The organism is Shewanella loihica PV-4 (assembly GCF_000016065.1).
GTDB lineage: Bacteria > Pseudomonadota > Gammaproteobacteria > Enterobacterales > Shewanellaceae > Shewanella > Shewanella loihica.
This window is the reverse complement of sequence record NC_009092.1, coordinates 3,454,245-3,472,850: the sequence shown is the minus strand read 5'-3', so window position 1 is coordinate 3,472,850 and position 18,606 is coordinate 3,454,245. Positions and strand designations below refer to the sequence as shown.

Here is an 18,606-nt window from a genome sequence, read left to right as displayed (position 1 = left end):
ATTGCTATTAGCGGTGCGCGAAATGCCTGTCTGCACCCTAATGGGCGTGAGTTTGGCTAAAGGTTGAGGCCTTGTTATCTGGCTGTTAGCGGTAGAGCCGATGGGCGGCGATATAGTCGGCGATAGCTTGCGGCATGGCATCGGTCGCCAGCTGATTTTGGGCCAGCTGCCGGCGAATCTCGGTAGAGGAGTAGGGCTGAGGTGTGATGGTCACCGGGAAGATGAGACCGGCGTAGCAATCTGACTCGGCAGCCTTATCAAGCCCCGTCTTGTCTGCGCGGCGAGTATTAATCTGTGCAGCCATCTCGCTGTCATCACACAACGTCCAGCCCGGGCGTTGACAGACGGCGATATGACAGAGATCGAACAGCTGCCGCCAGTGATACCAGGTCGGTAGGCCGACGAAGGAGTCCATCCCCATGATAAACACTAGCTGATCCTGGCCGTGGGTCTGACGCAGGTGCTTCAGGGTCTCTACCGAATAGGAGGGCTGGTCGCGGTTTGCCTCTATATCACACAGCTTGAGCTGTGGGTATTGATGACACACCAGCTGGGCCATCGCCAGACGATGCCGGGTAGAGGTGTTGGTGCCGTCCTTGTGGGGCGGAATATGGTTGGGCATCAGCCAGACTTCGTCTAGTCCCAGGGCGGCCTGTACCTCAAGCAATGGCTTGATATGACCATAGTGAATGGGGTCGAAGGTGCCGCCCAGTATGCCTATCTTCATCTTGCTTATCCCTAGCCGAGTTCGATATGGCTAAGATGGCTGTGAGCCTTGGGATCGTACAGCAGGCAAAGGTGACTCATGGCGGTCCAATCCTCAGCCCCCTGCTGCTTGAGCTTTAGCTCGATCTTCGAGGCGCTGGCCAGGGCAGTCTCTATCTGACTTAGACTCAGGCGAGACAGCGCGCCCTGATACAGCCCCTTGCGCTTGTCCCAGATCCTGAACTGACTCCACAGACTCTGCAGCGGCGTTCCCGCCTCCTGGGCCTGCTTGAGCTGTAACAGTGTGGTCAGCTCCTTAAACTGGCCCCACAGCAGTATCGGCAGGGCTGTGCCCTCTGCCTGGAGCTGGGCCAGGATATGCTGGGCCTTCTCCTGTTGATTAGCCAGCAGGCAATCGGCCAGCTGAAACACGCTGAAACGGGACTGATCTTCGAAGTAGCTTTGCAGTTGCTCGCTGGTGATCTGGCTGCTGGGGCTGAGTAGCACCAGCAGTTGTATCGCCTGATCCGCCGCCAGCAGGTTGCCTTCATACAGACTCAGCAACAGCTGCTGGGCGTCCAGAGTCAGGTTTAGCCCTGCCTCGCGAATGCGGGTCTGTAACCAGCGCTGAAACTGTGGCCCTTCTGGCGTGGCGCAGGGGATATAAACCCCTTTGTCATCCAGCTGCTTAAACCATTTCGACTTGGTCTGTTCGCTGGCAAGCTTTGGCCCTGTGATCACCAACAGAATATCCGGATTTACCTGCTGCATCAGACTCTGTAGCTGGCTACTGCCCTCGCTGCCGGGTTTGGCCTGGGGCAGGTGCAGCTCTATGATGCGGCGACTGGCGAACAGGCTCATGGTATTCCACTCATCCTGCAATTCGCGCCAGTTAAAGCCTGTCTCCTGAGTGAGCACTATGCGCTCCTCGAAACCTTCTCGCTTGGCCTGATCGAAGATCGCCCGCTTGCTGGTTTCACACAGCCAGGGGTCATCACCAAAGATGAGATAACAGGGCTTGAGCGGCGAGAGCTGCTTGGCGAGCTGGTCCGGGTAGACGCGCATCAGTTGGTCTCGATAGAGGCCAGGATCTGGATGATCTGGTCGGCGGCCTGGATGCGCATCTCTTTTACGAGTAGCTCCATCTCACGGCTCTTTGCCAGTGCGGTGCGGGGATCGTCCAGGTAGTCGCGGTGAATGTCGACATCGAAGGCCTTGGCCTCACGCTCGGGATACTGCACCGCGAAGCGCACATGATAGTTGAGCTCATATTCCGCCACATTTCCCGTGGGGTAGAGGGAGAGAGTGCTTCTGTCCAGCGAGTCGTTGAGGATCCTAACGACAGGCACGCTGGCGTCATCTTCCACCACTGTGATGCTGTTGAGACGCAGGCGTTCGCGCACCAGGCGGGTCAGCTCGCTATATTCGTCCTGGCTGCTCAGGGTGAGCGTCTTAAGAGAATCTGGGATCGAGTAGCTGCGCTGAAGTTTAAAACCACATCCGGCGCTAAGCAGCACCGAGAGGGCTAAGATTGCAAAACATAAGCGTTTAATAAGCATAGGCTAAGCCATCTATTTCCATGTTTGATAAGACTCGGCCACCAGAGGTGGCCGAGTAAAGCGGGCAGTTAGTTGGCTACGATATTGAGTAGCTTACCAGGTACATAAATCACCTTACGTACCGTCTTGCCTTCGGTGTGCTTGATAACGCCTTCCTCTGCCATACCGGCGGCTTCCACAGTGTCTTTGTCGGCGTCGGCGGCCACAGTTACCTTGGCGCGTAGCTTACCGTTCACCTGTACTATGATCAGCTTGCTGTCTTCGACCAGCGCCGACTCATCGACGACCGGCCAAAGCACGTTTTCAATTGTCTCTTCGTGACCCAGTGCCTGCCACAGCTCGAAGCTGGTGTGCGGGATGATAGGGTAGAGCAGACGCACCACGGCGCACAGGGCTTCCTGCATCAGGGCTCTGTCTTGCTCGCTCTCCATCGGCGCCTTTTGCAGACGGTTCATCAGCTCCATCACAGAGGCGATGGCGGTGTTGAACATCTGACGACGTTCGATATCGTCACCTACCTTGGCGATGGTCTTGTGCAGCTCACGGCGCAGCTCTTTTTGAGCGCTATCGAGTGAGGCAACATTCAGGGCAACGGTTGGGCCTTGTGACACATGGTCGTGGGCCAGTTTCCACAGACGCTTGATGAAGCGGTGAGCTCCTTCGACGCTCGACTCTTGCCATTCCAGGGTCAGCTCTGGTGGCGAGGCGAACATCATGAATAGACGTACGGTATCGGCGCCGTACTTGTCTACCATCTCTTGTGGGTCGATACCATTGTTCTTCGACTTAGACATCTTGCTCATGCCGGTGTAAACCAGTTCATGACCTTGGCTGTCGACGGCCTTGACGATACGGCCCTTGTCGTCGGTTTCGGTAACCTTGGCATCGTTTGGCGATACCCAGACACGGGCACCCTTGTCGTCTGTGTAGTAGAAGGCATCGGCCAGCACCATGCCCTGGGTCAGCAGACGCTTGGCTGGCTCATCGCTGTTAACCAGGCCGATGTCGCGCAGCAGCTTGTGGAAGAAACGGAAGTAGAGCAGGTGCATACAGGCGTGCTCGATACCACCGATATATTGATCCACCGGCAGCCAGTAGTTGGCCTTGGCTGGATCCAGCATCTGGTCGGCCTTAGGGCTACAGTAGCGGGCATAGTACCAAGAAGACTCCATAAAGGTGTCGAAGGTATCGGTTTCTCTGAAGGCTTCCTGACCGTTAACCTGGGTCTTGGCCCACTCTTTGTCGGCCTTGATTGGGCTCTGGATACCATCCATGACCACATCTTCAGGCAGGATCACCGGCAGTTGATCTTCAGGCGTTGGCATCACGGTACCGTCGGCCAGGGTGACCATAGGAATTGGCGCGCCCCAGTAACGTTGACGAGAGACACCCCAGTCACGCAGACGATAGTTCACCTGGCGCTTACCCTTGCCTTCGCTGGACAGCTTAGCGTCGATGGCATCGAACGCCGCCTGGAAGTCTAGGCCGTCCAGCTCTGGGAATGAGTCGCCAGAGTTAAACAGGATACCCTTCTCAGTGTAGGCTTCTTCGCTGATATCCAGCTCGCCATCTGCAGGCTTGATCACGCCTACGATCGGCAGGCCATACTTAGTGGCAAATTCGTAGTCGCGTTGGTCGTGACCCGGTACCGACATCACGGCGCCAGTACCATAGTTCATCAGCACAAAGTTAGCGGCCCAGATAGGTACCAGCTTGCCTGTCAGCGGGTGGATGGCCTTAAGGCCTGTGTCGACACCCTTCTTCTCCATGGCGGCCATGGCGGCTTCTGTGGTGTCGGCGTTCTTGCACTCTTCGATAAACTCGGCCAGCACAGGGTTGTTCTCGGCCGCTTGTTGCGCCAGCGGGTGCCCGGCGGCGATCGCCACATAGGTCACGCCCATTACTGTGTCTGGGCGAGTGGTATAGATGTCGAAGCTTTGATCGCTACCCTCGACCTGGAAGGTCATCTCGATGCCTTCGCTACGGCCGATCCAGTTGCGCTGCATCGTCTTGACCTGCTCTGGCCATTCGTCCAGCTGGTCGATGTCGTTCAGCAGCTCTTCGGCGTAGTCGGTGATCTTGATGAACCACTGAGGGATCTCTTTTTGCACCACTTGGGTGTCACAGCGCCAGCAGCAGCCGTCTTGAACCTGCTCGTTGGCCAGTACGGTTTCATCGTTTGGACACCAGTTAACCGAGGCGGTCTTCTTGTAGACCAGGCCTTTCTCGTACAGCTTGGTGAAGAACCACTGCTCCCAGCGGTAGTATTCAGGTGTACAGGTGGCGATCTCACGGCTCCAGTCGTAGCCGAAACCCAGCATCTTCAGCTGGTTTTTCATGTAATCGATGTTTTCATAGGTCCAAGGGGCCGGTGCCGTCTTGTTGTTGATGGCGGCGTTCTCAGCAGGCAGACCGAAAGAGTCCCAACCTATGGGTTGTAATACGTTTTTTCCTTGCAGACGCTGGTAACGGGCAACGACATCGCCTATGGTGTAGTTGCGGACATGGCCCATATGCAGTCGGCCAGAAGGGTATGGAAACATAGAGAGACAGTAAAACTTCTCTTTGCTTTCGTCCTCGGTTACTTCAAATGTTTTAGTGTCTTGCCAGTGCTGCTGCACCTTAGCTTCAATCTCTGAAGGTAGATATTGCTCTTGCATTGATGATTCCCGGCCATGCCGCCTATTTATTTGATCTTGCGCATCTTGCGCGCGAGTTAGATCTGCATAGAATAAACTAGAAGTGAGTCATTAAAAAGGTTCGCATGAAGGAGTATTGAACATGAGTGAAAGAAGTACCGAGTTGCTAGCGCTTTACCAGGCCCTATTCGAGCAGGTGAAATCGGATTTCTCTGAAGATAACTCAATGACTGCAAAGGAATTATATAAGACTGTCACGGCGAGTAAGGAGTTCTTGCTGCTCAAGGAGCAGGCCAAGGAGGAGGAGCTTGCCCTGGTGGAAGAATTTTTAAAGCGTGATATCGGCAGCTACCTGGCCGAAAAGAACGCCACGGATCTTAGCCACAGCCCTACAGTCATCGCCGCCGAGAATACCCTGTGGCATTGGTTGAGTGAGATCACCGACAGGAGCCAGGTGGAGTGGCATGAGGTGACCCAAGACTTCAAACATCACGGCTATTATCAGAGCGGCGAGATAGTGGGTCAGGGGGTGATGGTCTGCACCGGCTGCGGCCATGAGATGCGCATCGAATTCCCCGGGGTGATCCCCGACTGCCCCGAGTGCGATGGCGATCAGTTTACCCGTGAGGCGCTAGCGCCTTAATCTGTTGTGCGCTTGGTGCCTGAGCGCCAGACCCATAAGCATCTAACCTGAGTTGTGAGTCTGACCGGCTCATAAAAAATCCCCGCCAATGCGGGGATTTTTGTATCTGCTCGAAATTTTTTGGAGGGCCAGTTCTAGAGCTAAAGCTAGAGCCTTAGTCTGCGGATCACGGCGCCGATTAAGATGATGGTGCACAGCAGCAGGAGTGGCGTCTGGCCCCAGCGGGCGAAGCCTGTGCTGCCGGACACCAGCGGCACCTCGGCCTTGAGCACTCCGGTTTCAAACTGCGGCAGGCTGTGGGTGATCTTGCCCTGTGAGTCGACCACGGCGGTGATACCATTGTTGGTGGCTCTTAGTAGCGGCCTGCCCAGTTCGATGGCGCGCATCTGGGCGATCTCCATGTGCTGCAACGGCCCATTTGAGCGGCCGAACCAGGCATCGTTGGAGACGGTGAGCAGCAGCTCTGTTCCGGCATTCACATTAGCCCTGAGTTGCTCGGGGAAGGCGATTTCATAACAGATGGCCGGCGCCAGCTGATGCCCCACGGCGTCCAGGTTAGGCTGCTGGAAGTCGCCTCTGGCGAAGGAGGACATGGGCAGGTTAAAAAAGGGCGCCAGCGGCCTTAATAGATCTTCCAGCGGCACAAACTCGCCGATGGGCAGCAGGTGGTGCTTACGAAACTCGTTGCTGCCATCGCCGCGATAATCGGCGCTCTCTTGTTGTAGCTGCTGGTGGTTACCCAGGACGATCAGCGAGTTATAGAAGCGATTCTGCTGCTTGCTGATGATGCCCGTGATGATGGCGCTGTTATTCAGGTTGGCGACCTTGTTGGCGTTGTCGAGAAACTCTTCCACCATATACTCGGGGGCGGGGATCGCCGCCTCCGGCCAGATAAACAGATCTGTGTCGGCCAGTGACTGCCTTGAGAGATCCATATACTTAATCATGGTTGGCCAGAGCGCCTCGGGCTGCCATTTCATGCTCTGGGCGATGTTGCCCTGGACCAGCGCCACCTTGACCGACTTGCCCGTCGGGGTAATGGGCGATAGTTGCGCGCTGGCAAATGACCCCAGGCCGGCAAGGGAGGTGATAATCAGCAGCGGTGCTGCTTGCAAGCTCAATGAGCGCGGCCGATTTGAGCTTACCCCATTTGAGCTCACCCCATTTGAGCCTTGCCCTTCAGCACTATGGGTAAAGGCAAGGGCTAAGGCGCCGGCGATCATGGCTAGTACCAGGCTGAGACCCAGGGCGCCTATGTTGCTGGCAAGGGGCGCCAGTGGTCCATTGGTTTGGCTATAGCCGCCCCAAAGCCAAGGAAAGCCGGTCAGCACCCAACCTCTGGCCCACTCGGTCAGCACCCAAGCGGCAGGGAAGACGGCTAGAAAGCGCAGTGTGAGCGACTTAGGCACCAGCTTGATGCTGAGGTAGGCCGCCAGCGCCGGGTAGAGCGCCAGGTAGAGGGCCAGGATGGCCATCAGGCCCAGTGAGGCGATAAGCGGCAGGCCACCGTAGGTGTCTATGCTGACATGCACCCAGCTGATCCCCACAGAGAAACTGCCAAAGCCAAAGCTTAGCCAGTAGAGAAATGTCTGCTTCGGGGTAAGCCGGCGGCTGTGCCAGAGGGCGAACGCCATGGCCAGCGGATAGATGGGCCAAAGTGCATAGGGGGCAAAGGCCAGAGCGGTACTGGCACCCGCCAGATAGGCGAGTACCAGCCGTATTACAGGATGATGGGCAATTGCCCTAAGTCGTAGCAGCATTATAGCCTCATCAGGGGACCGAAGGTTTACGCGTTTTCTTCTTCGGTCTGGGGATCGGGAAGTTTCACCCTGAGCTGAACCAGCCTGCGGGTGTCGGCGCTAATCACCTTAAATTCAATCTCATCTATGGTGATCTTCTCGTTGCGCTCGGGCAGGTGGCCAAAGGCGTGGGAGACCAAGCCGCCGACGGTATCGAACTCTTCGTCACTAAACTGAGTGCCGAAGGTCTCGTTGAAGTCGTCGATAGGGGTCAGTGCCTTGACCATGTAGATCTGTTTGCCCACCTTGCGGATCTCTGTCTCTTCGGCGGAGTCGTGATCGAACTCATCTTCGATCTCGCCGACGATCTCTTCGAGAATATCCTCGATGGTGACCAGACCGGAAACGCCACCATATTCATCGACGACGATCGCCATATGGTAACGCTGGGAACGGAATTCCTTCAGGAGCACGTCGACACGTTTGCTCTCTGGCACCACGACGGCCGGACGGATCACCTGCTCGAGGGAAAAGGGCTCGTCGTTATTTTTAAAGCCATACTGCAACAGGTCTTTAGCCAGCAGTATGCCTTCGATATGATCTTTATCTTCGTTGACCACGGGGAAGCGGGAATGGGCCGAGCCTATGACGGTCGACAGCAGCTCCTCTACCGTGTTGTCTATTTTTAGCGCCACAATTTGTGCACGTGGGATCATGATGTCACGCACGCGCAGATCGGAGACTTCTAAAACACCTTTAATCATTTCGCGCGTGTCTTCGCTGATCACTTCTCTCTGTTCAGCGTCGTGGATCACCTCCACTAACTCGTCGCGACTCTGTGGTTCGCCCTGGAATAACTGACTTACTTTTTCAAACCAGCCCTTCTTATGGGCGTTGCTACTCGGTGGGTTATCGTCACTCATAGTAATTTCCTGACCAGAATTGGCCGGCTATTGCTCCTTGTAAGGATTGGGAAATCCCAAACTTTCAATAAGTTGAGTCTCTAAAGACTCCATTTCTTCTGCTTCGCTATCGATAATATGATCATACCCTAGCAGATGCAGACAACCATGTACAACCATGTGGGCCCAGTGGGCTGTAAGGCTTTTTCCTTGGATCTCAGCCTCCTGCTCGACCACAGGCACACAGATAACTAAGTCGCCCAGCAGGGGCAGTTCAACCTCAGGTGGCGACTCGAACGGGAATGATAGCACATTTGTCGGCTTGTCTTTGCCTCTATAGGTATGATTTAACTGCTGACTTTCAGCCTCATCCACCAGGCGTATGGTCATCTCGGCCTCGGGCATGACGTTGCCTAGAGCCAGACGTACCCAAGACTCGAACTCTTCCTGGCTCGGCAATTGTTCGGCCTGGGTCGCAACTTGTAGATCCAGGTGCAGTGCTATTGGGCTATCAGGCATCATGGTGCTTAGGCTCCTCTGCCTTAAACTGGCTCTCTCGCTTGGCTTTTTCGCTGGCGACTTTTTGATCGTGCGCCTCATAGGCCTCGACGATACGGGCAACCACGGGGTGGCGCACCACATCCTTGGCCTGGAAGAAGTTAAAGCTGACCTCGTCGACTTCGCTAAGCACCTCGATGGCATGGCGCAGACCAGATTTCTGATGCTTGGGCAGATCGATCTGGGTGATGTCGCCGGTGATCACCGCGCGGGAGTTGAAGCCGATACGGGTGAGGAACATCTTCATCTGCTCTACAGTGGTGTTCTGGCTCTCATCCAGGATAATAAAGGCATCATTCAGGGTACGACCACGCATATAGGCCAGGGGCGCGACTTCGATGACGCTGCGCTCGATCAGGCGCTCGACCTTCTCGAACCCCATCATCTCAAACAGGGCGTCATACAGTGGACGCAGGTAAGGGTCGACCTTCTGGCTGAGATCGCCGGGCAGGAAGCCGAGTTTCTCGCCGGCCTCGACAGCTGGGCGGGTCAGCAGTATGCGTCTCACTTCCTGACGCTCCAGGGCATCGACCGCCGCGGCGACCGCCAGGTAGGTCTTACCCGTACCGGCCGGACCAATACCGAAGGTGATGTCGTGGCGCACTATGTTGGCCACATAATCGCTCTGGTTGGGATTGCGGGGCTTGACCACGCCGCGCTTGGTCTTGATATAGAGCTCTTTGTCGTCGCGGGGGGCGTCGGCCTCGAGGGCGATAGCCTCTTGTATCGCCATGTGCACCTTATCGGGCTCGAGGTCTGGCGTGCTGCCGCGTACCGGCTGCGTCTCGACATAGAGTTCTTTGAGCAGATTATTGACCGTCAGGCAGTTGCGGGCTTGACCGACAATTTGAAAATGGTTATTGCGATAGTTGATCTCGACGCCGATGCGACGCTCGAGCTGTTTGATGTTGTCATCAAAGGGGCCGCAGAGCGACGCTAGCCTACGGGTATCAGACGGCTCGAGATACAGATTGAGCGTGGTGAGTTTGTTTGACAAAAATAGCTCCAGTTGCGTTTGTCGTGAATGCGTGTGCCGTCGGGTGTCATGCCCGACAGACTATAGTGACAGTTTACGAGGCATTAAGTTTAATTGCTAATGCTATTTGATTGCACCATTTGATTGAAAATTCGCCGCCCCTAAAAGGTTTATGGATTCAAGGCGCAGTAAAAATGCACGATAGAAATGTGCAATAAAAAAGCGACCCTGGGGTCGCTTTCAATTCGCATTTTAGAGATGCCTAAGGGATAAACTGAGTCACCCCAAGATCGTCATCTTTCTTATGCTTGGCCAGGATGTCTGATGGACGCAGGTCACGGCGCAGGTCCATCTCATCTTCGCCGCGAATGAATTTGCCACGCAGCGAGTTGGTAAACACATCGACGATCTCGACGTCGACGAAGCTACCTATGTGCTTAGGATCGGCTTCGAAGTTCACCACGCGGTTGTTTTCGGTGCGGCCACGCAGCTCCATAGGGTTCTTAACCGATGGGCCTTCTACCAGGATACGCTGCACTGTGCCTAGCATCTGACGGCTGTAGCGCATCGCCTGCTGGGTGATCCTGTCTTGCAGAATCGCCAGGCGCTCCTTCTTCTCATCCAGCGAGACATCATCGGGTAGATCCGATGCCGGTGTACCCGGGCGTGCGCTGTAGATAAAGCTGAAGCTGTGGTCGAACTGCACATCTTCAATCAGCTTCATGGTATCGGCAAAGTCCTGCTTAGACTCGCCAGGGAAGCCGACGATGAAGTCAGAGCTGATCTGAATGTCGGGTCTGGCCTTACGTAGACGACGGATGATCGACTTGTATTCGATAGCCATGTGGCCACGCTTCATCTGGGTGAGGATCAGATCTGAACCAGATTGCACCGGCAGATGCAGGAAGCTCACCAACTCAGGCGTGTCTTCATACACGTCTATGATGTCTTGGGTAAACTCGATCGGGTGGCTGGTAGTGAAACGAATACGATCGATACCGTCGATGGCGGCCACATAACGTAGCAGCTCTGCGAAGGTACAGATATCGTCATCGTGGGTCGCGCCGCGATAGGCGTTCACGTTCTGGCCTAGCAGGTTAACCTCACGCACGCCTTGCTCGGCGAGCTGGGCGATCTCTAGGATCACGTCGTCCACCGGACGGCTCACCTCTTCACCGCGTGTGTATGGCACCACGCAGAAAGAGCAATATTTGCTACAGCCTTCCATGATGGAGACGAAGGCGCTCGGGCCCTCGGCGCGCGGCTCTGGCAGGCGGTCGAACTTCTCAATCTCGGGGAAGCTGACGTCGATGACGGCCTTGCCGCCTTGCTGGATCTGTTCGATCATCTCTGGCAGACGATGTAGCGTCTGTGGGCCGAAGATCAGGTCGACACACTGAGCTCTGTCTTTGATTGCCTTACCTTCTTGAGACGCCACGCAACCACCTACACCTATGATAAGGTTAGGGTTCTTGTCTTTTAGCGTCTTCCAGCGACCCAGCTGGTGGAATACTTTTTCCTGTGCTTTTTCGCGAATAGAGCAGGTATTGAGTAGCAGTACATCTGCTTCCTCGGCCTCTTCGGTCAAGGTGTAGCCTTGATATTCGTCGAGCAGGTCGGCCATCTTTGATGAGTCATACTCATTCATCTGACAGCCCCAGGTTTTAATGTGGAGTTTCTTACTCATCAGTTTTGCGCCGTTGTTGCAACTACTGGGAAAAATAGCGCGACATTTTACCCTCTGCGCCGCCTGCTGGCTAGCTTTTGCACGTCATAAGGATGAATTTACTCGGTGCGCGCGGATCCTTTGACCGGGAAATCCACCAGGGCGACCTGCGCCTCGGGCGTCTGAGTAAAGAAGGCATCGGCCATCGCCTGGCTGCTGTTTTTGGCCTGACGCTGTATGCTTGTTTGGATCTCCGCCCTATAATGGCTCATTAATTCAATCGTATATTGATATAGGGCATAATCAAGCGAGTTGCGATAGGTTACAGTCATCCTCTCCATCCCAGAGGTGGGCGTGGCAAGGGCCGAGGCCGACACTAGACTGGCGGCGGTGATTAGGCTGGCTAGCAGTAACTTTTTCATAGGACACTCCGTGACACTCAGCAGTAATGGGTAGCTGTATTGCAAGTTAGCTGTGAACTGAGAGTGTAAAGGCGCAAATGGCGTTATGCGCCGCGCCTTTGTAACTGAGTGTGAGTAGTTGCCTGCCTGGTAACATTTATACACGCAATCCGTCGATGTGACATATTTGGTAATAAGAAGTAGGGAGTCGAACCCAAGGTGAGTCAGAACCAGCGCAAGACCTTAGTGAAAGATGTTGTCGTGTTAGGCGGCGGTATGGTGGGGGCGGCGACGGCCCTCGGGTTGGCGCAGCTTGGCCTGTCGGTGGCGGTGGTTGAGGCCTATGGGCCCAAGGCCTACGACAGTGAGCAGGAACTGGATCTTAGGGTATCGGCCATCAGCGTGGCCTCTGAGCAGTTGCTCGAGCGCCTCGGCGCCCTGTCGGCACTCGGCGAGATGCGTCAGGTGGCCTACAAGGGGCTGGAGACCTGGGAGATGGAAGGCTGCATCACCCAGTTTCATAGCGACCAGATTGGCGCCTCTCATCTTGGTCATATCGTCGAGAACCGTCTGGTGCAGCTGGCCCTGTGGCAGCAATTTGACCGACATGACAATCTCAGCCTGCTTTGCCCAGCCAAGGTCAGCCAGTTTGCCCGCATGGAAGACGGCATTCGTCTCACGCTGGAGGATGGCAGCGAGATAGAGACGCGGCTATTGGTGGGGGCCGATGGCGCCAACTCTCAAGTGCGCCAGTGGGCAGGGATCGGCGTGACGGGTTGGGATTACGCCCAGTCGGCCATGCTGATCAATATCGCCACCGAGCAGGAAGAGCAGGATGTCACCTGGCAGCAGTTTACCCCTAAGGGGCCGCGCTCCCTGTTGCCGCTACCGGGTAAGCACGCCTCCCTGGTGTGGTACGACGATGCCAGTCGTATCGCGCAGCTGCAAAGCCTAAGTAATCAGGCGCTGTATGAGCAGATAGATGCCCATTTTCCTAAACGTCTGGAGCGTGAGTTTAAGGTACTCTCTAAGGGAAGTTTCAAGCTGACCCGTCGCCACGCCCAGCGCTACTTCGACGATCACCTGGTGATTCTGGGCGACGCCGCCCATACCATCAACCCCCTGGCCGGCCAGGGTGTCAACCTGGGCTTTAAGGATGTCAGCGCCCTGATAGACACCTTCGCTGATGCCATCGCTAACCATAAATGCTGGTGGGATAACGAGGTGCTCAAGAGTTATCAGGCTAAGCGTTACACCGACAATCAGCTGATGATGACCACCATGGATCTCTTCTACGCCGGCTTTAGCAACGAGCTCTTGCCGCTGAAACTGCTGCGAAACGGCGCCCTCAAGCTGGCGAACATAGACGGGCCCATCAAGCAGAAGGTACTCAAATACGCCATGGGGCTATAAGCTCTGGCCATATTGCCCTTGTCCGGGATAAATTTGTTGCCGACTCGATTGAGTGCTAAAATGCCGCGTTTTTTATTGGCACTTGCGAATGGACAAGGGTGAAATGAGCAATATAAAGCTTATCGTAGGCTTGGCTAATCCAGGCGACAAATATGAGCAGACTCGGCACAACGCAGGTGCATGGTATGTCAACGAGCTGGCACGGGTATGCGGTGTCAGCCTAGTGGCCGACAGCAAATACTATGGCCTGACCGCCAGGGCAACTCTGTACGGTAAAGATGTGCGCCTTTTGATCCCGACCACCTTTATGAACCTCAGTGGCAAGTCGGTGGGGGCCTTGGCAAACTTCTTTCGTATTGCACCCGATGAGATCTTAGTGGCTCACGATGAGCTGGATATGCCGCCGGGTGTGGCTAAGTTTAAATTGGGCGGCGGTCATGGCGGTCATAATGGCCTCAAAGATATCATCGCCAAGCTCGCTAACGACAAAGGTTTCTATCGACTGCGGATCGGCATTGGCCATCCAGGCGACAAGAGCATGGTCAGCAACTATGTGCTGGGTAAGGCGCCGCAGACCGAGCAACGCCTCATCGAAGAGGTGATTGACGAGGCGGTGCGCGCCACCGAGGTGCTCTTTAAGGAAGACATGAGTAAGGCGATGCACAGGTTGCACTCTTACAAGGCCGGTTAAGTCGATTCGTCGGCAATGAACAGCTTTATTATCGCCTCGGCGATAAGGTTAATTAAATAAAGGTAATAATATGGGTTTTAAATGTGGCATCGTCGGCCTACCAAACGTAGGTAAATCGACTCTGTTCAACGCCTTGACTAAGGCGGGTATCGAAGCGTCAAACTTCCCGTTTTGTACGATCGAGCCTAACACGGGTGTGGTACCTGTGCCGGATCCACGTTTGGAGGCCCTGGCGGAAATCGTTAAGCCTGAACGTGTTCTGCCGACTACCATGGAATTCGTCGATATCGCCGGCCTGGTGGCGGGCGCTTCGAAAGGGGAAGGCCTGGGTAACAAGTTCCTGGCAAACATTCGTGAAACCGATGCTATCGGTCACGTGGTGCGTTGTTTCGAAGATGAGAATATCGTACACGTCGCCAACAAGGTTTCGCCTGCGAGCGACATCGAGGTGATCAACACCGAACTGGCACTGGCTGACTTAGATTCTTGCGAGCGCGCCATTTTGCGTCAGCAAAAGCGTGCCAAGGGCGGCGACAAAGACGCTAAGTTCGAGGTGAGCGTGCTGGAGAAGATGCGCCCAGTACTGGACGAAGGTCACATGCTGCGCTCTATGGATCTGAGCAAAGAGGAGCTGGCGGCGGTTAACTACCTTAACTTCCTGACCCTCAAGCCAACCATGTATATCGCTAACGTTGCCGAGGATGGTTTCGAGAACAACCCACACCTGGATGCGGTACGCGAGATCGCGGCGAAAGAGAATGCGGTAGTTGTGGCCGTGTGCGCGGCTATCGAATCTGAGCTGGCCGAGATGGATCCTGAAGACCGTGACGAGTTCATGGCCGACCTTGGCCTGGAAGAGCCTGGTCTAGATCGCGTGATCCGCGCCGGTTACCAACTGCTGGATCTTCACACCTACTTTACCGCCGGTGTGAAAGAGGTTCGCGCCTGGACAGTACCAGTTGGCGCCTGTGCGCCGCAGGCGGCTGGCGTTATCCACACCGACTTCGAACGTGGCTTCATTCGTGCCCAGGTGATGTCTTATGACGATTTCATCGCCTACAAGGGTGAGGCGGGTGCCAAAGAAGCGGGTAAACTGCGCGTTGAAGGTAAGACCTATGTGGTTAAAGATGGCGATGTGATGCATTTCCTCTTCAACGTTTAGCGGTTGACGCCGTTCTTGGCGGCGAAAACCAATAAACGCTTAAGCGGCTCGATACTCCATCGGGCCGTTTTGCTTTATCCCACGGGGAAAAATAGGCGTTAATTGCAGGTTTTTAGGGGCGAATTGCATAAGGCCTGTTCACTTTGGTGAGTTTATAGGCGAACGGCTAAGATAGTTTAAATTAGCGAAAAAAAGCTGTTGACCTGCCTACGCTGAATAAGCATAATACGCCCCGTTCCTCAGCAAGAGGGGCGCGAAATATCGATGGCTATGTAGCTCAGCTGGTTAGAGCACAGCACTCATAATGCTGGGGTCGCAGGTTCAAGTCCCGCCATAGCTACCATCCTTTCAAGATGTAAAATTGATAGTGGCAGACGCCACCATCTGTTCAAGATGTAAAACTAGAAGCAGTGCGGGAGTGGTGGAATTGGTAGACACGCCAGATTTAGGTTCTGGTGCCGCAAGGTGTGAGAGTTCAAGTCTCTCCTCCCGTACCATTTATTTTTGACTAGAGGTTGTCTACCTTTAGTCTTAAGCAAGAAAATTGGGGTATCGCCAAGCGGTAAGGCACCGGGTTTTGATCTCGGCATTCCTAGGTTCGAATCCTAGTACCCCAGCCATTTTCCTCTTGCTTAATTTGATTCTTGGGGTATCGCCAAGCGGTAAGGCACCGGGTTTTGATCTCGGCATTCCTAGGTTCGAATCCTAGTACCCCAGCCATTTATCAGTAAGATAAATGTGGCTATGTAGCTCAGCTGGTTAGAGCACAGCACTCATAATGCTGGGGTCGCAGGTTCAAGTCCCGCCATAGCTACCATCTTATTTCAGGTAAATCCGCCGTTGTCGGCGCCATCTGCTCAAGATGTAAAACTTGAGGTCTGCTAGTTAGTTGAGCCTCGGCTCAGACATATGACTAGAATCTTCATCAAGATAGAAAACTAGATGCTAAGCGGGAGTGGTGGAATTGGTAGACACGCCAGATTTAGGTTCTGGTGCCGCAAGGTGTGAGAGTTCAAGTCTCTCCTCCCGTACCATTATTTGAGGTTATAGGTGTATCCTGTAATCTAAGCCGAGCTTGTTGGGGTATCGCCAAGCGGTAAGGCACCGGGTTTTGATCTCGGCATTCCTAGGTTCGAATCCTAGTACCCCAGCCATTTTTATCTAGCTTAAGATGTTAAACTAAGCCATCGAATCAGATGTAAAGCGATGCGGGAGTGGTGGAATTGGTAGACACGCCAGATTTAGGTTCTGGTGCCGCAAGGTGTGAGAGTTCAAGTCTCTCCTCCCGTACCATTATTAAGATTGCAAAGAGCCTGTCCAAGTGACAGGTTTTTTTGTATCTGTCTTTTACCTATCTGTCGTTTGTTTATCAATCAGTTGCCTGTCAGGCCTGAATCTGATTCCTCTGATTCGAGATTTAAGCGTCGCTTCAATCCTTGCGAGAAGCCTTCAAGTCACGAGCCGACTCAAGCTTTGATCTAACTGGCTAGTCGCTGCTAGGCCCCTGTGATAGCATGAGTTTTTTATTATCACAGGGAGTGACAACCTTGAGCATTAAAACATTAGTCTGCGGTCTGAGCCTGCTGGCGCTTAGCTCTTTTATGATTAGCCCTCTGGTGCTGGCACAGCCCAGCACACTAACGATAAAGCAAAACACCAAGCCTAAGTCTTCAGACCGCTATATTCGCGCGGTGCATCAAGAGATAGAGACCCACAACATAGGGCTCGAAAAGACCCGTTACGCCATCCTGATGGGCATGCTGAATACCAAGGGTTTCGCCTGGGTGTATGACGGCGAGGGCGAGGGTTATATCCTGGCGCGCTTCGACTATCGCGGCGACACCAATGTGATGCGCATCGAATACGACGAGTCCCTGGTGCAGCTCAAGTATCAAGATGCCCTGGGCGATTATCAGTGTGCAAATCTCATCGACGGGATCTGCTATAAGAATGGCCGAGGCTACTTCAACTACATCAAGAACCTCAGAGCCAGCATCGCCAGACAGCTGCAAATGCGTTAAGGAAGCGTGAAGATGAAAAAGATTATGCTAGGAATGCTCATAGGTTTGAGTCTTGCGGCGCCATTGCAGGCACAGGGGCTGCACCTCTATCAAGATCCCATTCCACTGGGCAGCTATGTGACAGATTACGACGATATGCTGGACAAGGCCGTGTCTCGCAACCACTGGCGCTTCGAGCGTGAGGGGGACAAACGCTTCGCCAGACTGAGCTACAAGACCTACGAGATAAACGTCGAGCTGGTTGAGAGTGACAAGGGCATCGCCATCACGCTGATCGATGCCAAGCGCGAAGGCTGCACCAAGAAGTGTGACGTCGACATGGATAAGGTCAGTGGCTGGCTGGTCAAACTGCGCCGCACCATCGCCTATGATCTTACCCTGGCGGTGCGTGATGACGCCTTGAGGCGCACGGTCAGATAAGAGTAGGCATAGATAAGCATTCGCTGACACTAAGTCATGCTAGATACAAAAAAGCCACTCGATTGAGTGGCTTTTTTCGTTACCCTTGAAAGCGGGTGATTAGTGCTTAAACATCGCAGAGATAGACTCTTCGTTGCTTACGCGGCGGATAGCTTCAGCCATCACGCTAGACATGGTCAGCTGGGTCACTTTATCCAGTGCCGCCATCTCTTCACTCAGTGGGATGGTGTCGGTCACGATCACTTCGTCGATCACAGACTCGGCGATGTTCTTAGGCGCGTTGCCTGAGAATACTGGGTGAGTGGCGTAGGCGAATACGCGGTTAGCACCGTGTTCTTTAAGCGCTTCGGCTGCCTTACACAGGGTACCGCCGGTGTCGATCATGTCGTCGACTATGATGCAGTCGCGGCCTTGAACGTCACCAATGATGTGCATCACCTGAGCAACGTTCGCCTGTGGGCGACGCTTGTCGATGATAGCCAGATCTGAATCGTCCAGTAGCTTGGCTACGGCGCGGGCACGTACTACACCACCGATATCTGGTGAAACCACGACTGGGTTGTCCAGCTGTTTGGCCAGCATATCTTCCAGCAGCACTGGGCTACCGAATACGTTGTCTACAGGTACATCGAAGAAGCCCTGGATCTGCTCGGCGTGCAGGTCACAGGTCAATACGCGGTCAACACCAACGCTTGATAGAAAGTCGGCGACTACCTTAGCGGTAATAGGTACACGAGCACTGCGTACACGACGGTCTTGACGAGCGTAACCGAAGTAAGGAATAACCGCAGTAATACGGCCAGCAGATGCGCGACGTAACGCGTCTACCATAACGATAAGTTCCATCAGGTTATCGTTAGTAGGTGCACACGTAGATTGAATGATAAATACATCCGCCCCACGTACATTTTCGTTAATCTGGACACTGATTTCACCGTCACTGAAAACGCCAACCTCAGCGTCTCCGAGTTTACAAAATAGGCGATCTGCTATCTTCTTGGCGAGACTGGGGGTTGCGTTACCAGCAAATAGTTTAATGTCAGGCACTGTATGGACCTCAGGCGTATGCTTCATTGTAATTGTCGGGATAACCTAGGCTATCCCGCATGAA

17 protein-coding genes and 8 tRNA genes are annotated in these 18,606 nt (G+C 54.3%); 14 read left to right on the top strand and 11 right to left on the bottom strand.

What is annotated here, in order from left to right:
- Window positions 1-85 precede the first annotated feature (85 nt).
- The 4 genes from nadD to leuS form a co-directional block, all read right to left on the bottom strand.
- Window positions 86-727, bottom strand: coding sequence for a nicotinate-nucleotide adenylyltransferase (gene nadD / locus SHEW_RS15165; protein WP_011866729.1), 642 nt, complete (start codon window positions 725-727; stop codon window positions 86-88).
- 11 nt (window positions 728-738) lie between these two features.
- A complete protein-coding gene (holA, locus tag SHEW_RS15160) occupies window positions 739-1,770 on the bottom strand; it encodes a DNA polymerase III subunit delta (protein ID WP_011866728.1) in 1,032 nt (343 codons plus the stop codon).
- Window positions 1,770-2,264 (bottom strand): LPS-assembly lipoprotein LptE, encoded by a 495-nt coding sequence (locus SHEW_RS15155; RefSeq protein WP_011866727.1) that lies wholly within the window; start codon window positions 2,262-2,264, stop codon window positions 1,770-1,772. Before SHEW_RS15155 ends, holA begins: the two co-directional genes overlap by 1 nt.
- 68 nt (window positions 2,265-2,332) lie before the next feature.
- Entirely contained in the window at window positions 2,333-4,924 is a 2,592-nt protein-coding gene (gene leuS, locus SHEW_RS15150) for a leucine--tRNA ligase (RefSeq protein ID WP_011866726.1), read from the bottom strand.
- Between the two features lie 121 nt (window positions 4,925-5,045).
- On the opposite strand from leuS, the gene SHEW_RS15145 reads away from it, so the two are divergent.
- A complete protein-coding gene (locus SHEW_RS15145) occupies window positions 5,046-5,546 on the top strand; it encodes a zinc ribbon-containing protein (protein WP_011866725.1) in 501 nt (166 codons plus the stop codon).
- Window positions 5,547-5,692: 146 nt separating this feature from the next.
- On the opposite strand, the gene lnt is transcribed toward SHEW_RS15145, so the two are convergent.
- The 6 genes from lnt to SHEW_RS15115 all read right to left on the bottom strand — a co-directional run bounded on the left by lnt (window position 5,693) and on the right by SHEW_RS15115 (window position 11,809).
- The gene (gene lnt / locus SHEW_RS15140; RefSeq protein ID WP_011866724.1) at window positions 5,693-7,306 is read right to left on the bottom strand and encodes an apolipoprotein N-acyltransferase; all 1,614 of its coding nucleotides are present in this window, start codon (window positions 7,304-7,306) and stop codon (window positions 5,693-5,695) included.
- A 26-nt stretch (window positions 7,307-7,332) separates the two neighbouring features.
- The gene (gene corC, locus SHEW_RS15135) at window positions 7,333-8,208 is read right to left on the bottom strand and encodes a CNNM family magnesium/cobalt transport protein CorC (RefSeq protein ID WP_011866723.1); all 876 of its coding nucleotides are present in this window, start codon (window positions 8,206-8,208) and stop codon (window positions 7,333-7,335) included.
- A gap of 27 nt (window positions 8,209-8,235) precedes the next feature.
- A complete protein-coding gene (gene ybeY, locus SHEW_RS15130; protein WP_011866722.1) occupies window positions 8,236-8,709 on the bottom strand; it encodes an rRNA maturation RNase YbeY in 474 nt (157 codons plus the stop codon).
- Window positions 8,699-9,742 (bottom strand): PhoH family protein, encoded by a 1,044-nt coding sequence (locus SHEW_RS15125; RefSeq protein WP_011866721.1) that lies wholly within the window; start codon window positions 9,740-9,742, stop codon window positions 8,699-8,701. Before SHEW_RS15125 ends, ybeY begins: the two co-directional genes overlap by 11 nt.
- A gap of 241 nt (window positions 9,743-9,983) precedes the next feature.
- Complete coding sequence (gene miaB, locus SHEW_RS15120) at window positions 9,984-11,408, bottom strand: tRNA (N6-isopentenyl adenosine(37)-C2)-methylthiotransferase MiaB (protein WP_011866720.1); 1,425 nt, start codon at window positions 11,406-11,408, stop codon at window positions 9,984-9,986.
- 98 nt (window positions 11,409-11,506) lie between these two features.
- Complete coding sequence (locus tag SHEW_RS15115) at window positions 11,507-11,809, bottom strand: hypothetical protein (protein WP_011866719.1); 303 nt, start codon at window positions 11,807-11,809, stop codon at window positions 11,507-11,509.
- 255 nt (window positions 11,810-12,064) lie between these two features.
- On the opposite strand from SHEW_RS15115, the gene SHEW_RS15110 reads away from it, so the two are divergent.
- The 13 genes from SHEW_RS15110 (at window position 12,065) to SHEW_RS15050 (ending at window position 17,495) form a co-directional block, all read left to right on the top strand.
- The gene (locus SHEW_RS15110; RefSeq protein ID WP_398351650.1) at window positions 12,065-13,201 is read left to right on the top strand and encodes an FAD-dependent monooxygenase; all 1,137 of its coding nucleotides are present in this window, start codon (window positions 12,065-12,067) and stop codon (window positions 13,199-13,201) included.
- A 103-nt stretch (window positions 13,202-13,304) separates the two neighbouring features.
- Complete coding sequence (gene pth / locus SHEW_RS15105) at window positions 13,305-13,892, top strand: aminoacyl-tRNA hydrolase (RefSeq protein ID WP_011866717.1); 588 nt, start codon at window positions 13,305-13,307, stop codon at window positions 13,890-13,892.
- A 70-nt stretch (window positions 13,893-13,962) separates the two neighbouring features.
- Window positions 13,963-15,054 (top strand): redox-regulated ATPase YchF, encoded by a 1,092-nt coding sequence (gene ychF, locus SHEW_RS15100; RefSeq protein ID WP_011866716.1) that lies wholly within the window; start codon window positions 13,963-13,965, stop codon window positions 15,052-15,054.
- 266 nt (window positions 15,055-15,320) lie between these two features.
- Window positions 15,321-15,397 (top strand) — tRNA-Met (locus tag SHEW_RS15095).
- Window positions 15,398-15,466: 69 nt separating this feature from the next.
- Window positions 15,467-15,551 (top strand) — tRNA-Leu (locus tag SHEW_RS15090).
- 48 nt (window positions 15,552-15,599) lie between these two features.
- Window positions 15,600-15,674, top strand: a tRNA-Gln gene (locus tag SHEW_RS15085).
- Between the two features lie 25 nt (window positions 15,675-15,699).
- Window positions 15,700-15,774 (top strand) — tRNA-Gln (locus SHEW_RS15080).
- 20 nt (window positions 15,775-15,794) lie between these two features.
- Window positions 15,795-15,871, top strand: a tRNA-Met gene (locus tag SHEW_RS15075).
- Window positions 15,872-16,003: 132 nt separating this feature from the next.
- Window positions 16,004-16,088 (top strand) — tRNA-Leu (locus tag SHEW_RS15070).
- Between the two features lie 45 nt (window positions 16,089-16,133).
- Window positions 16,134-16,208 (top strand) — tRNA-Gln (locus SHEW_RS15065).
- A 54-nt stretch (window positions 16,209-16,262) separates the two neighbouring features.
- Window positions 16,263-16,347, top strand: a tRNA-Leu gene (locus SHEW_RS15060).
- 245 nt (window positions 16,348-16,592) lie between these two features.
- On the top strand, window positions 16,593-17,075 hold the full coding sequence (locus SHEW_RS15055) for a hypothetical protein (RefSeq protein WP_398351648.1): 483 nt from the start codon (window positions 16,593-16,595) through the stop codon (window positions 17,073-17,075).
- A gap of 12 nt (window positions 17,076-17,087) precedes the next feature.
- Window positions 17,088-17,495 (top strand): hypothetical protein, encoded by a 408-nt coding sequence (locus SHEW_RS15050; RefSeq protein WP_011866714.1) that lies wholly within the window; start codon window positions 17,088-17,090, stop codon window positions 17,493-17,495.
- Between the two features lie 99 nt (window positions 17,496-17,594).
- Here SHEW_RS15050 and SHEW_RS15045 read toward each other — a convergent pair whose 3' ends face one another.
- On the bottom strand, window positions 17,595-18,542 hold the full coding sequence (locus SHEW_RS15045) for a ribose-phosphate pyrophosphokinase (protein WP_041407381.1): 948 nt from the start codon (window positions 18,540-18,542) through the stop codon (window positions 17,595-17,597).
- Window positions 18,543-18,606 lie beyond the last annotated feature (64 nt).

What these genes read in the sequence shown, in the direction of transcription:
- SHEW_RS15145 (WP_011866725.1), top strand. Translation starts at nt 5,046, where the DNA reads ATGAGTGAAAGAAGTACCGAGTTGCTAGCGCTTTACCAGGCCCTATTC.
- ychF (WP_011866716.1), top strand. Translation starts at nt 13,963, where the DNA reads ATGGGTTTTAAATGTGGCATCGTCGGCCTACCAAACGTAGGTAAATCG.
- SHEW_RS15155 (WP_011866727.1), bottom strand. Translation starts at nt 2,264, where the DNA reads ATGCTTATTAAACGCTTATGTTTTGCAATCTTAGCCCTCTCGGTGCTG.
- miaB (WP_011866720.1), bottom strand. Translation starts at nt 11,408, where the DNA reads ATGAGTAAGAAACTCCACATTAAAACCTGGGGCTGTCAGATGAATGAG.
- SHEW_RS15050 (WP_011866714.1), top strand. Translation starts at nt 17,088, where the DNA reads ATGAAAAAGATTATGCTAGGAATGCTCATAGGTTTGAGTCTTGCGGCG.
- corC (WP_011866723.1), bottom strand. Translation starts at nt 8,208, where the DNA reads ATGAGTGACGATAACCCACCGAGTAGCAACGCCCATAAGAAGGGCTGG.
- lnt (WP_011866724.1), bottom strand. Translation starts at nt 7,306, where the DNA reads ATGCTGCTACGACTTAGGGCAATTGCCCATCATCCTGTAATACGGCTG.
- SHEW_RS15110 (WP_398351650.1), top strand. Translation starts at nt 12,065, where the DNA reads ATGGTGGGGGCGGCGACGGCCCTCGGGTTGGCGCAGCTTGGCCTGTCG.
- ybeY (WP_011866722.1), bottom strand. Translation starts at nt 8,709, where the DNA reads ATGATGCCTGATAGCCCAATAGCACTGCACCTGGATCTACAAGTTGCG.
- leuS (WP_011866726.1), bottom strand. Translation starts at nt 4,924, where the DNA reads ATGCAAGAGCAATATCTACCTTCAGAGATTGAAGCTAAGGTGCAGCAG.
- holA (WP_011866728.1), bottom strand. Translation starts at nt 1,770, where the DNA reads ATGCGCGTCTACCCGGACCAGCTCGCCAAGCAGCTCTCGCCGCTCAAG.
- nadD (WP_011866729.1), bottom strand. Translation starts at nt 727, where the DNA reads ATGAAGATAGGCATACTGGGCGGCACCTTCGACCCCATTCACTATGGT.
- pth (WP_011866717.1), top strand. Translation starts at nt 13,305, where the DNA reads ATGAGCAATATAAAGCTTATCGTAGGCTTGGCTAATCCAGGCGACAAA.
- SHEW_RS15115 (WP_011866719.1), bottom strand. Translation starts at nt 11,809, where the DNA reads ATGAAAAAGTTACTGCTAGCCAGCCTAATCACCGCCGCCAGTCTAGTG.